Genomic DNA, 13560 nt, shown 5'->3' on the forward strand with positions numbered 1-13560 from the left:
ACCTGTAAACCATGTCCCCGGTTAGAAATGTAAACGATGTCCCCGGTTTGTACCGGGGCAAGCCCCCTCCCACATTTGTTTCCCACTGTTCTTGCGACCTGTTTCCAGGTCCCGCACCATTTTGTTACCGAACGCCCCAGCGTGGCGCAAAACCGCGCTGTCGTGACAACCCCCCCTCGCTATAAAACGCCTTCGTAAGAAATTTCATCATCCCTCCAAGCCTTAATTTCCAAGGCTCGAACGCGCTTTCCAAAAAAATCCGAACACCTTCCTCAGAAAGTTGGCCGCTTGATTGCATATGCTTGTATGTACAAGTAAAGATGTGTGCGTAAGACTCTCCTTCGCACCGTCCATGTTCGCGCATCATGCCGAGGAGTCCAGCTGTGACCGATTTTTCGAAAGCAAGGCCTACAAAATACCGTGACGTCGAAATCCGTGCCGCCCGCGGTAATAAGCTCACCGCCAAAAGCTGGCTGACCGAAGCGCCGCTGCGCATGCTGATGAACAACCTTGACCCGCAAGTGGCCGAGAACCCGAAAGAACTGGTGGTGTACGGTGGTATTGGCCGTGCAGCGCGCAACTGGGAGTGCTACGACCAGATCGTCGAAAGCCTCACCCACCTGAATGACGACGAAACCCTGCTGGTGCAATCCGGCAAACCGGTCGGCGTGTTCAAGACCCACACCAATGCGCCGCGCGTGCTGATCGCCAACTCCAACCTGGTGCCGCACTGGGCCAGCTGGGAACACTTCAACGAACTGGATGCCAAGGGCCTGGCCATGTACGGCCAGATGACCGCCGGCAGCTGGATCTACATCGGCAGCCAGGGCATCGTCCAAGGCACGTACGAAACCTTCGTCGAAGCCGGTCGCCAGCATTACAACAGCGACCTCAAGGGCCGTTGGGTACTGACCGCCGGCCTCGGCGGCATGGGCGGCGCTCAACCACTGGCTGCAACCCTGGCTGGCGCCTGCTCGTTGAACATTGAATGCCAGCAAGTCAGCATCGATTTCCGCCTGAACAGCCGTTACGTCGACGAACAAGCCACCGACCTCGACGACGCCCTGGCGCGCATTGCCAAGTACACCAAAGAGGGCAAGGCGATTTCCATCGCCCTGCTGGGTAACGCCGCCGAAATCCTGCCGGAACTGGTCAAGCGCGGCGTGCGTCCGGACATGGTCACCGACCAGACCAGCGCCCACGACCCGCTCAACGGTTACCTGCCGGCCGGTTGGACCTGGGACGAATACCGCGCCCGCGCCAAGACCGAACCGGCGGCCGTGATCAAGGCCGCCAAGCAGTCGATGGCCGTGCACGTCAAAGCCATGTTGGAATTCCAGAAGCAAGGCATCCCGACCTTCGACTACGGCAACAACATCCGCCAGATGGCGCAGGAAGAGGGCGTGGAAAATGCGTTCGACTTCCCAGGCTTCGTACCGGCGTATATCCGCCCGCTGTTCTGCCGTGGCATCGGCCCGTTCCGTTGGGCGGCGCTGTCCGGTGACCCGCAGGACATCTACAAGACCGACGCCAAGGTCAAGGAGCTGATCCCCGACGACGCCCACCTGCACAACTGGCTGGACATGGCGCGCGAGCGCATCAGCTTCCAGGGCCTGCCGGCGCGTATCTGCTGGGTTGGCCTGGGCCAGCGCGCCAAGCTGGGCCTGGCGTTCAACGAAATGGTGCGCAGCGGTGAGCTGTCGGCACCGGTCGTGATCGGCCGTGACCACCTGGACTCCGGCTCGGTGGCCAGCCCCAACCGCGAAACCGAAGCCATGCAGGACGGTTCCGACGCCGTGTCCGATTGGCCTCTGCTCAACGCCTTGCTCAACACCGCCAGCGGCGCGACCTGGGTTTCGCTGCACCACGGCGGCGGCGTGGGCATGGGCTTCTCCCAACACTCCGGGATGGTAATCGTCTGTGACGGCACCGACGAAGCCGCTGAGCGGATTGCTCGCGTACTGCACAACGACCCGGCCACCGGGGTGATGCGTCATGCCGATGCGGGTTACCAGATCGCGATCGACTGCGCCAAAGAGCAGGGGCTGAACCTGCCGATGATCAAGTAACCGATGTGGGAGGGGGCTTGCTCCCGATGGTGGTGTATCAGCCAATAGGTCTGGCGACTGACCCACTGCCATCGGCAGCAAGCCCCCTCCACATGTGATCGGCGGCGAACCCAAAACAATCCATCAGAGGTTGAACACCCATGGCTGCAAATGATGCGCGTGCAAGCACCACCCCGTTGATCGAAAGGCGTTCGATCGACTACATCCCGGAAGCGGAAAGACACGGTCGTCTATTGAGCCAGTTCACCCTGTGGCTGGGTGCCAACCTGCAGATCACTGCGATCGTCACCGGGGCCCTGGCCGTGGTGCTGGGCGGTGATGTGTTCTGGTCGTTGATCGGCCTGCTGATCGGTCAACTGCTGGGCGGTGGCGTGATGGCGTTGCATGCGGCCCAAGGGCCCAAGCTGGGCCTGCCGCAGATGATCTCCAGCCGGGTGCAATTCGGTGTGTATGGCGCGGCGATCCCGATCGTACTGGTCTGCTTGATGTACCTCGGTTTCACCGCGACGGGCACGGTGCTTTCCGGTCAGGCGCTGGGCCAATTGTTCGGTGTCAGCGACAGCGTCGGGATCCTGGCCTTCGCCAGTGTCATCGTGCTGGTCACGGTGCTCGGCTACCGGGTGATCCACTTCATCGGCCGCGTTGCCAGCGTCATTGGCGTGATTGCCTTTGTCTACCTGTTCAGCCGTCTGATGAGCCAGGCCGACGTTGGTGCGCTCCTGCAAATCCGTCACTTCAGTTGGAGCAGCTTCCTGCTGGCGGTGTCGCTCGCGGCATCCTGGCAAATCGCCTTCGGCCCTTACGTGGCGGACTATTCACGCTACCTGCCGAGCACGACGTCCTCGGTGAAAACCTTTCTGGCGGCCGGTGCCGGTTCGGTGGTTGGCGCACAGGTGGCGATGATCCTCGGCGTGTTTGCCGCGGCCATGTCCAACGGGCAATTTGCCGGTCATGAAGTGGCCTACATCGTAGGTCTGGGTGGTGCGGGGGCCTCGGCTGCGCTGCTGTACTTCAGCATCGCGTTCGGCAAGGTCACCATCTCTACGCTGAACTCCTACGGCAGCTTCATGTGCATCGCGACCATCATCAGCGGCTTTCGGGGTCGCCTGGAGGTCACGCGCTTGCAGCGTCTTGTGTTCGTGCTGGCCATCGTTGGCGCGGCGACCCTGATCGCCTTGCTTGGCCAGCACTCGTTCCTCGGTGCATTCAAGTCTTTCATCCTGTTCCTGCTGGCGTTCTTTACGCCTTGGAGTGCGATCAACCTGGTCGACTACTACTGCATCACTCGTGATCGCTATGACGTGTCGGCGCTGGCCGATCCGAACGGTCGCTACGGCCGTTGGAACCCGGTCGGTATCAGCGTCTACGTATTCGGGGTGCTGGTGCAATTGCCATTCATCTCCACCAAGTTCTACACCGGCCCGCTGGTGGCGGCCCTGGGGGATGTGGACATTTCCTGGATCATCGGCCTGGTACTTCCCGCCGCGCTGTACTACTGGGCGGCAAAAAAATGGCCCAGATCGATGCCTGAACACCTGATCCTGCCGCTAGAGCAGGGCGCTGTACCAACGACGACAAACGGGCTGGTTCCACAGGCCTGAGGGGACGTGGACAGGGCAGGATGCCTAATGACTGCCGTAATCCATTTCATGATTGGGAGCGTCACAACAATGAAAATGCACAAGACCCTGTTGGCCACCGTATTCTCCGCGGGCTTGCTGGCCACTGCTGGCGCCCAGGCGGCCGGTTGGTGTGAATCCGGTAAACCGGTGAAGTTCGCCGGCCTGAACTGGGAAAGCGGCATGTTGCTCACCGACATCCTGCAAACCGTTCTGGAAAAAGTCTACGACTGCAAAACCGATAGCCTGCCCGGCAACTCCATCACCATGGAAAACGCCCTGAGCAGCAACGATATCCAAGTGTTTGCCGAAGAGTGGGTTGGCCGCAGCGAAGTGTGGAACAAGGCCGAGAAGGCCGGCAAAGTCGTCGGCGTCGGTGCGCCGATTGTGGGCGCTATCGAAGGCTGGTACGTGCCGCGCTATGTGGTTGAAGGTGATGCCAAGCGCAAGTTGGAACCCAAGGCGGCGGGCCTGAAAAACATCGCCGACCTGGCCAAGTACGCCTCTGTGTTCAAAGACCCGGAAGAACCCTCCAAGGGCCGTTTCTACAACTGCCCGGCCGGCTGGACCTGCGAGCTGGACAACAGCGAAATGCTCAAGAGCTACGGCCTGGAAAGCAGCTACACCAACTTCCGTCCAGGCACCGGCCCGGCGTTGGATGCCGCGGTGCTGTCGAGCTACAAGCGTGGCGAACCGATCCTGTTCTACTACTGGTCGCCGACACCGCTGATGGGCCAGGTCGACTTGGTGAAACTGGAAGAAAAACCGGGTGTGGATAAAAGCGTGAGCATCAAGGTCGGCCTGTCCAAGACCTTCCACGAACAAGCCCCGGAACTGGTGGCTGTGCTGGAAAAAGTCAACCTGCCCATCGACCTGCTGAACCAGAACCTGGGGCGCATGGCCAAGGAGCGAATTGAGTCGCCGAAACTGGCGAAAATTTTCCTCAAGGAACATCCTGAAGTCTGGCACGCCTGGGTGAGTGAAGACGCAGCCAAGAAAATCGACGCGGCCTTGTAGGTCAAGTGTGCACGGCTACCCTGAGGGGTAGCCGGGCGCCTGGCCACAACCCACTGGATCGAGAGCACGCTATGTTTCCTGAGAGTTTTACGTTTTCCATTGCCGACTGGGTCAACGGTTGGGTGGACTCACTGGTCACCAATTACGGCGATGTGTTCCGGCACATCTCCGACACCCTGCTGTGGGCCATCGTCAACCTGGAAGGGTTGCTGCGTGCAGCTCCCTGGTGGCTGATGCTGGCCATCGTCGGCGGTGTTGCCTGGCATGCCACCCGCAAGGCGCTGACCACGGCGGTGATCGTCGGCTTGCTGTTCCTGGTGGGCGCGGTCGGCCTGTGGGACAAGCTGATGCAGACCCTGGCGCTGATGATGGTCGCCACGGTGATCTCGGTGCTGATCGGCATTCCGCTGGGCATTTTGTCGGCACGCAGCAATCGCCTGCGTTCGGTGCTGATGCCGCTGCTCGATATCATGCAAACCATGCCCAGCTTCGTGTACCTGATCCCGGTGCTGATGCTGTTCGGCCTGGGCAAGGTGCCGGCGATCTTCGCCACGGTGATCTACGCCGCGCCGCCGCTGATTCGCCTGACCGACCTGGGGATTCGCCAGGTCGACGGCGAAGTCATGGAAGCCATCAACGCCTTTGGTGCCAACCGCTGGCAGCAACTGTTCGGCGTGCAACTGCCGCTGGCCCTGCCGAGCATCATGGCCGGTATCAACCAGACCACCATGATGGCGTTGTCGATGGTGGTGATCGCCTCGATGATCGGCGCCCGTGGCCTGGGCGAAGACGTGCTCGTCGGCATCCAGACCCTCAACGTCGGTCGTGGCCTGGAAGCCGGGCTGGCGATCGTGATTCTCGCAGTGGTCATCGACCGCATTACCCAGGCCTATGGTCGTCCACGGCATGAGGCGAGCAAATGACTACTGTCAGCAAAATCGAAGTAAAAAACGTCTTCAAGATCTTCGGCGCCCGCTCCAAGGAGGCGCTGTCGTTGATCGGCCAGGGCAAGACCAAGGATCAAGTGCTGGCCGAGACCGGTTGCGTGGTCGGCGTTAACGATTTGTCCCTGAGCATCGGTACCGGCGAGATCTTCGTGATCATGGGTCTGTCGGGCTCGGGCAAATCCACGCTGGTGCGCCACTTCAATCGCCTGATCGACCCCACCAGCGGTGCGATCCTGGTCGACGGTGAAGACATCCTGCAACTGGACATGGACGCCCTGCGCCAATTCCGTCGGCACAAGATCAGCATGGTGTTCCAGAGCTTCGGCCTGTTGCCCCACAAGAGCGTGCTCGACAACGTCGCCTATGGCCTCAAGGTGCGCGGCGAAACCAAGCAAGTCTGTACCGAACGCGCACAGCACTGGGTCGAAACCGTGGGCCTCAAGGGCTACGAAAACAAATACCCGCACCAGCTCTCCGGCGGTATGCGCCAACGTGTGGGCCTGGCCCGCGCCCTGGCGGCCGACACCGACATCATCCTGATGGACGAAGCCTTCAGCGCCCTCGACCCGCTGATTCGCGCCGAGATGCAGGACCAGTTGCTCGAGCTGCAAAAGACCCTGCACAAGACCATCGTATTCATCACCCACGACCTCGACGAGGCCGTGCGTATCGGTAACCGCATCGCGATCCTCAAGGACGGCAAGCTGATCCAGGTCGGCACGCCGCGGGAGATCCTGCACTCGCCGGCGGATGAGTATGTGGATCGGTTTGTTCAGCGGCGGGCGGCGGTGGTCTGATCCTGGATGTGTGGGAAGGCTGCTGGCCCTATCGGGGGCAAGCCCCCTCCCACATTTTGAATTGTGAACACCTTCAAAGCTGGGAGGGGGCTTGCCCCCGATAGGGCCGGTAAGGCTGCACAAGAATTGAAGAAGGTATGAAGATGTCCCAGGCAGCAAAAATCATCATCGCCGACACCCCCCTGCGCTGGCAGGACGTGGTCGCCGTCGCCCGTCACGGCGCGGTGCTCCAACTCTCCGGCCAGGCCTGGGCGCGGATCGACAATGCCCAGGCCATCGTGCAGCGCATCGTCACCAGCGGCGAACGCGCCTACGGCGTGAACACCGGGCTGGGCGCGTTGTGCAACGTGTCGCTTGAGGGCGAGCAACTGAGCCAGTTGTCGCGCAATACCCTGTTGAGCCACGCCTGTGGCGTCGGCCCGGTACTCAGCGACGAGCAGACCCGCGCGATCATCTGTGCGGCCGTCATCAACTACAGCCACGGCAAATCCGGCCTGCATCCGCAGGTGGTGCATTCGCTGCTGGCGCTGCTCAACCACGGCATCACGCCGCAAGTACCGTCCCAGGGCTCGGTGGGTTATCTGACCCATATGGCCCATGTCGGTGTGGCGCTGCTGGGCGTCGGTCATGTGAGCTATCGCGGTCAGGTCGTCCCGGCGCAACAGGCCCTGGACCAAGAAGGTTTGCAGCCGGTGGTACTCGGCGCCAAGGACGGCCTGTGCCTGGTCAACGGCACGCCGTGCATGACCGGCCTGAGTTGCCTGGCCCTGGCCGATGCTCACCACCTGCTGCAATGGGCCGATGTGATCGGCGCCATGAGTTTCGAGGCCCTGCGTGGCCAGATCGATGCGTTCGACGAAGAAATCATTGCCCTCAAGCCTCACCCCGGCATGCAGCAGGTCGGTATCAACCTGCGCGCGTTGCTCGATGGCAGTGAAGTGATCGCCAGCAGCAAAGGCATCCGCACCCAGGACGCCTTGAGCATCCGCTCGATCCCGCAGATCCACGGTGCGGCGCGCGATCAGCTGGAGCACGCGACCCGCCAGATCGAGACCGAACTCAACAGCGCCACCGACAACCCACTGGTACTCGGTACGCCGGACAACTACCGCGTAGTGTCCCAGGCCAACCCTCACGGGCAGTTCGTGGCGCTGGCTGCCGATATGCTCGCCATCGCCATGGCCGAAATCGGCTCGGTGGCCGAGCGCCGTCTCGACCGCCTGATCAACCCCCACGTCAGCGGCCTGCCGGCGTTTCTGGTGAGCAACCCCGGGGTCAACTCCGGGATGATGATCGTGCAGTACGTCGCCGCTTCGTTGTGCGGGCAAAACCGCCAGCTGGCGCAACCGGCGGTACTCGACAACTTCGTCACGTCGGGCCTGCAGGAAGACCATTTGAGCATGGGCACCAATGCCGCGCTCAAGCTGCACCAGGTGCTGGCCAACGTCACTCAGATCCTCGCCATCGAGTACCTGCTGGCGGCCCAGGCATTCGAATTCCTCAAGGGCCAGCGCTTCGGCGCGGGCACCGACAGCGCCTGGCGCCTGTTGCGTGAACACGTGCCACCGTACGAGCAGGATCGCTGGCTGGCGCCGGACATCGCCACCGCCGCCGCGCTGCTCAAGAACACCGCTTTGCTGCACCCGGTTTTTCCCGAATTGCACTGAACAATAATTCACAAGGAGCACGAATGTGACTGCGCTAAACCTGATTCCAGGCCAACTGAGCCTCGCCCAACTGCGGGCCATCTACCAGCAGCCGGTAACCCTCAGCCTGGATGACAGTGCCTCGGCCCAGATTGAAGCCAGTGTCGCCTGCGTGGAACAGATTCTCGCCGATAACCGCACTGCCTACGGCATCAACACCGGTTTCGGCCTGCTGGCCTCGACCCGCATTGCCAGCGAAGACCTGGAAAACCTCCAGCGCTCCTTGGTGCTGTCCCATGCCGCAGGCGTCGGTGAGCCCATCAGCGATGCGCTGGTGCGGCTGGTCATGGTGCTCAAGGTCAACAGCCTGAGCCGTGGCTTTTCCGGGATTCGCCGCCAGGTCATCGACGCACTGATCGCGCTGATCAACGCCGAGGTGTACCCGCATATTCCGCTGAAAGGTTCGGTCGGTGCGTCCGGCGACTTGGCGCCCTTGGCCCATATGTCCCTGGTGCTGCTCGGCGAAGGCAAGGCGCGCCACAAGGGCGAATGGCTGGAGGCGACCGACGCGCTGAAAGTCGCCGGCCTCACACCGCTGACCCTGGCCGCCAAGGAGGGGCTGGCGCTGCTCAACGGCACCCAGGTGTCCACTGCCTACGCCTTGCGCGGCCTGTTCGAAGGTGAAGATCTGTTCGCCGGCGCCCTGGCCTGTGGCGGCCTCACCGTGGAAGCGGTGCTGGGTTCGCGTTCGCCGTTCGATGCGCGAATCCACGCAGCCCGTGGCCAGCGTGGGCAGATCGACTCGGCGGCGGCTTATCGCGACCTGCTCGGCGACAGCAGCCAGGTGTCGCAGTCGCACCAGAATTGCGACAAGGTCCAAGACCCGTACTCCCTGCGCTGCCAGCCACAGGTCATGGGCGCCTGCCTGACCCAGTTCCGCCAGGCCGCCGACGTGCTGGTGATCGAAGCCAACGCCGTGTCAGACAACCCGCTGGTCTTCGCCGCGGAAGGCGACGTGATCTCCGGCGGCAACTTCCACGCCGAACCGGTGGCCATGGCTGCTGACAACATGGCGCTGGCCATCGCTGAAATCGGTTCCCTGAGCGAGCGCCGTATCTCGTTGATGATGGACAAGCACATGTCGCAACTGCCGCCGTTCCTGGTGGGCAATGGCGGGGTGAACTCCGGCTTCATGATTGCCCAGGTGACCGCCGCGGCACTCGCCAGCGAGAACAAGGCGCTGGCCCATCCCCATAGCGTCGACAGCCTGCCGACCTCGGCCAACCAGGAAGACCACGTGTCCATGGCGCCGGCGGCCGGCAAGCGCCTGTGGGAAATGGCCGAGAACGTACGCGGTATCTTGGCGGTTGAATGGCTGGCCGCCTGCCAGGGCCTGGACCTGCGCGAAGGCCTGAAAACCTCGCCGAAACTGGAAAAGGCCCGTGGCATCCTGCGCGCCAAGGTGGCGTTCTACGACAAGGACCGCTTCTTCGCCCCGGACATCATCGCCGCCAGCGAACTGCTCGCCAGCCGCTGCCTGAATGAACTGGTGCCGGCCAAGTTGCTGCCGAGCCTCTAAACACACCACACCCCCCTGTAGGAGCGAGCTTGCTCGCGAAAAACTCAAGGACACCGCATTCATCCAGGATGCACGCGTTATCGCTGACGTCCTTCGCGAGCAAGCTCGCTCCTACAGGGATCAGGGATCACATCGGGAGCCGTTGATGAAAACCCTTTGGCAGCACTGCCACGTTGCAACCATGGCCCAAGGCAAATACTCGATCATCGAGGATGCCGCGATGGTCACCGTGGGTTCGCTTATCGAGTGGATCGGCCCGCGCAGCCAAGTGCCCACGCTGGACTATGCCCAGGTGCATGACCTGCAAGGCGCCTGGGTGACTCCCGGGCTGATCGACTGCCACACCCACACAGTGTTCGGCGGCAACCGCAGTGGCGAATTCGAGCAGCGCCTTGAAGGCGTGAGCTATGCCGAGATCGCCGCCCAGGGCGGCGGTATCGCCAGCACCGTGCGCGCCACGCGCGCCGCCAGCGAAGACGAATTGTTCGAAAGCAGCCGCAAGCGCCTGTGCAGTTTGCTGCGCGATGGCGTGACCACGGTGGAGATCAAATCCGGCTACGGCCTGGACCTAGCCAGCGAACGCAAGTTGCTGAGGGTGATTCGCCGCCTCGGTGATGCGCTGCCGGTCAGCGTGCGCGCCACCTGCCTGGCGGCCCACGCCTTGCCACCGGAGTACAAGGACCGCGCCGACGACTACATCGATCACATCTGCACCGAGATGCTGCCGGCGCTGGCCGCCGAAGGGCTGGTGGACGCGGTGGATGCCTTCTGCGAATACCTGGCGTTTTCGCCCGAACAAGTCGAGCGCGTGTTTAAAGTCGCCCGGCAACTCGGCCTACCGGTCAAGCTGCACGCCGAGCAACTGTCATCGCTGCACGGTTCGAGCCTGGCGGCGCGTTACCAGGCGCTGTCGGCGGATCACCTGGAGTTCATGACCGAAGACGACGCCATCGCCATGGCCGCGTCCGGTACCGTCGCAGTCTTGCTGCCGGGGGCGTTCTACTTCCTGCGCGAAACCCAGTTGCCGCCCATGGATGCCTTGCGCAGGCACGGCGTGAAAATCGCCATCGCCAGTGACCTCAACCCCGGTACCTCGCCGGCGTTGTCGGTGCGGTTGATGCTGAACATGGCCTGCACCCTGTTCCGCATGACCCCGGAAGAAGCCCTGGCCGGCGCCACGCAACACGCGGCCACCGCCCTGGGCATGGGCGATACCCATGGCTCGCTGGAAGTGGGCAAGGTTGCCGACTTTGTGGCCTGGCAGATCGATCGCCCCGCCGACCTGGCCTATTGGCTGGGCGGCGAGCTGGATAAACGCGTCGTGCGCCACGGCGTCGATATCAATGTTTAAGGAGTACCGTTGTGGATAAGGTTCTGAGCTTCAAACAAGGCCGCGTGCCGCTGCTGATCAGCATGCCCCACGCCGGGTTGCGCCTCACGCCCGCGGTCGAAGCCGGTTTGATCCCCGAGGCGCAAAGCCTGCCGGACACCGACTGGCACATTCCGACCCTGTATGACTTTGCCGAGGAACTGGGCGCCAGCACCTTGGCGGCGCAGTACTCGCGATTTGTCATCGACCTCAACCGGCCGTCCGACGACAAGCCGCTGTACGCCGGCGCCACCACCGGCCTGTACCCGGCGACGCTGTTCGATGGCGTGCCGTTGTTCCGTGAAGGGCTGGAACCGAGCGCGACCGAACGCGCCAACTACCTGCAAAAGGTCTGGGGCCCGTACCACCGCACACTGCAAGAGGAACTGGCCCGCCTCAAGGCTGAGTTCGGCTATGCGCTGCTGTTCGATGCGCATTCGATCCGCTCGGTAATCCCCCACCTGTTCGACGGCAAGCTGCCGGACTTCAACCTGGGCACCTTCAACGGCGCCGCCTGTGATCCGGAACTGGCCAGCCAGCTCGAAGCCATCTGTGCCACTTATCCACAGTACACCCACGTCTTGAACGGGCGCTTCAAGGGCGGCCATATCACCCGCCATTACGGCAACCCGGCGCAGGATATCCACGCCGTGCAGCTGGAGTTGTGCCAGAGCACCTATATGGAAGAGTTCGAGCCGTTCCGCTATCGCCCGGATCTGGCCGAACCGACGCGGGTGGTGTTGAAGCAGTTGCTGCAAGGGCTGCTAGCGTGGGGGAAACAGCGTTATTCAAAGTAATTGAAGTGCGGGCTCTCGGGGGCGTGGGCACTGTGCTGTACCTCGGCAAAGGGCTGGTCCACGCTCGTTTGCGGGCCCAGGGCCAGGCGGCAGAGGTCGATCCGTTGTATCGCTGTCTGTTCCAGTACTTACATGGCGAACGGCTGACACCGGTCTAAGTACTCAAGGACATGCTCATTGCACAATTCGGGTTTATAGTGCCAGACGGCAAAATAAAAGACGTCCCACCAGGGATGAACCCGACCCCTTATGGAGCGCGCAATGCAGACTTGGTACCCGCAGATCAAACCCTACGCCCGGCACGATCTGGCCGTTGATGCCATTCACACGCTGTATGTCGATGAAAGTGGCTCCCCCGAGGGCTTGCCTGTGGTCTTCATCCACGGTGGCCCAGGCTCAGGTTGCGACGCCCAGAGCCGCTGCTATTTCGATCCGAACCTGTACCGCATCGTCACATTCGACCAACGTGGCTGCGGCCGCTCAACACCCCGCGCCAGCCTGGAAAACAACACCACCTGGGACCTGGTCGCCGACCTCGAGCGCATCCGCGAGCACCTGGGCATCGACAAATGGGTGCTGTTTGGCGGCTCCTGGGGCTCGACCCTGGCCCTGGCCTACGCGCAAACCCACCCCGAGCGCGTGCATGGCCTGATCGTGCGCGGCATTTTCCTCGCCCGCCCGCAGGACATCGAATGGTTCTACCAGGCCGGCGCCAGCCGCCTGTTCCCGGATTACTGGCAGGACTACATCGCGCCGATTCCTGCCGATGAGCGTCACGACATGATCGCGGCCTATCACAAGCGTCTGACCGGCAACGACCAGATCGCCCAGATGCACGCGGCCAAGGCCTGGTCCGGCTGGGAAGGTCGCATGCTGGGCCTGTGCCCGAGCCCGCAGCATGTGGAGCGTTTCTCCGAGCCGCAACGCGCACTGTCCATTGCGCGTATCGAGTGCCATTACTTCACCAATAACTCCTTCCTGGAGCCCAACCAACTGATTCGCGACATGCATAAGATCGCCCATCTGCCTGGCGTAATCATCCATGGGCGCTACGATATGATCTGCCCTCTGGATAACGCTTGGGAGTTGCATCAGGCGTGGCCCAACAGTGAACTGCAGGTGATCCGCGAGGCTGGCCATGCGGCGTCCGAGCCCGGTATTACGGATGCTCTGGTCCGCGCGACCGGCGAAATGGCGCGACGCCTGCTTGATCTGCCACCAGAAGAAGCATGAAGGGCCTGTTGCAGCGGGTGCGTGGCGCCCGTGTCGAAGTCGCAGGCGAAATCGTAGGGGCGATCGACCAGGGTTTGCTGGTGCTGGTGGCCGTTGAGCCATCGGATACACGCGAGAGTGCCGACAAACTCCTGCACAAGCTGCTTAACTACCGGGTATTCAGCGACGACGAGGGCAAGATGAACCGTTCGCTGAAGGATATCGGCGGCGGTTTGCTGCTGGTGTCGCAGTTCACCCTGGCGGCCGACACCAGGAGCGGGCTGCGGCCAAGCTTCTCCACGGCGGCGCCTCCCGCCTTGGGAGCGGCGCTTTTTGAGCACTTGTTGTCACAAGCGCAACAATTGCATGGCACGGTGGCGTCGGGGCGTTTTGGTGCGGATATGCAGGTGCATTTGGTCAATGATGGCCCTGTGACCTTCCTCCTACAGACATGAATGTATTAAAAACGACTTTAATGCCTAAAAACGCAGGGTTTCGCTACAAATAC

Annotated in this window: 11 protein-coding genes; all 11 read left to right on the forward strand. The window is 62.2% G+C overall.

What is annotated here, in order from left to right:
• Positions 1 to 365 precede the first annotated feature (365 nt).
• Positions 366 to 2069 (forward strand): urocanate hydratase, encoded by a 1704-nt coding sequence (gene hutU / locus AC1Q6I_RS29730; protein WP_051448859.1) that lies wholly within the window; start codon positions 366 to 368, stop codon positions 2067 to 2069.
• Between the two features lie 140 nt (positions 2070 to 2209).
• Complete coding sequence (locus AC1Q6I_RS29735) at positions 2210 to 3670, forward strand: purine-cytosine permease family protein (RefSeq protein ID WP_102625431.1); 1461 nt, start codon at positions 2210 to 2212, stop codon at positions 3668 to 3670.
• 69 nt (positions 3671 to 3739) lie between these two features.
• Positions 3740 to 4705: an ABC transporter substrate-binding protein gene (locus tag AC1Q6I_RS29740; protein WP_102625430.1), complete on the forward strand. Its 966-nt coding sequence runs from the start codon at positions 3740 to 3742 to the stop codon at positions 4703 to 4705.
• 71 nt (positions 4706 to 4776) lie between these two features.
• Positions 4777 to 5628, forward strand: a complete 852-nt coding sequence (locus AC1Q6I_RS29745; RefSeq protein ID WP_069075080.1) for an ABC transporter permease — start codon at positions 4777 to 4779, stop codon at positions 5626 to 5628.
• Positions 5625 to 6449: a quaternary amine ABC transporter ATP-binding protein gene (locus AC1Q6I_RS29750; RefSeq protein ID WP_024072914.1), complete on the forward strand. Its 825-nt coding sequence runs from the start codon at positions 5625 to 5627 to the stop codon at positions 6447 to 6449. Before AC1Q6I_RS29745 ends, AC1Q6I_RS29750 begins: the two co-directional genes overlap by 4 nt.
• 143 nt (positions 6450 to 6592) lie before the next feature.
• A complete protein-coding gene (gene hutH / locus AC1Q6I_RS29755; RefSeq protein WP_102625432.1) occupies positions 6593 to 8116 on the forward strand; it encodes a histidine ammonia-lyase in 1524 nt (507 codons plus the stop codon).
• A gap of 25 nt (positions 8117 to 8141) precedes the next feature.
• Positions 8142 to 9674, forward strand: coding sequence for a histidine ammonia-lyase (gene hutH, locus AC1Q6I_RS29760; RefSeq protein WP_102625429.1), 1533 nt, complete (start codon positions 8142 to 8144; stop codon positions 9672 to 9674).
• A 145-nt stretch (positions 9675 to 9819) separates the two neighbouring features.
• On the forward strand, positions 9820 to 11025 hold the full coding sequence (gene hutI / locus AC1Q6I_RS29765; RefSeq protein ID WP_069075079.1) for an imidazolonepropionase: 1206 nt from the start codon (positions 9820 to 9822) through the stop codon (positions 11023 to 11025).
• An 11-nt stretch (positions 11026 to 11036) separates the two neighbouring features.
• Complete coding sequence (hutG, locus tag AC1Q6I_RS29770; RefSeq protein ID WP_069075078.1) at positions 11037 to 11840, forward strand: N-formylglutamate deformylase; 804 nt, start codon at positions 11037 to 11039, stop codon at positions 11838 to 11840.
• A 261-nt stretch (positions 11841 to 12101) separates the two neighbouring features.
• Positions 12102 to 13073: a prolyl aminopeptidase gene (gene pip / locus AC1Q6I_RS29775; RefSeq protein WP_024072919.1), complete on the forward strand. Its 972-nt coding sequence runs from the start codon at positions 12102 to 12104 to the stop codon at positions 13071 to 13073.
• The gene (dtd, locus tag AC1Q6I_RS29780; protein ID WP_024072920.1) at positions 13070 to 13507 is read left to right on the forward strand and encodes a D-aminoacyl-tRNA deacylase; all 438 of its coding nucleotides are present in this window, start codon (positions 13070 to 13072) and stop codon (positions 13505 to 13507) included. The genes pip and dtd overlap by 4 nt, the downstream gene beginning before the upstream one ends.
• Positions 13508 to 13560: the final 53 nt, after the last annotated feature.

This window comes from Pseudomonas sp. MPR-R2A5 (genome assembly GCF_058793055.1).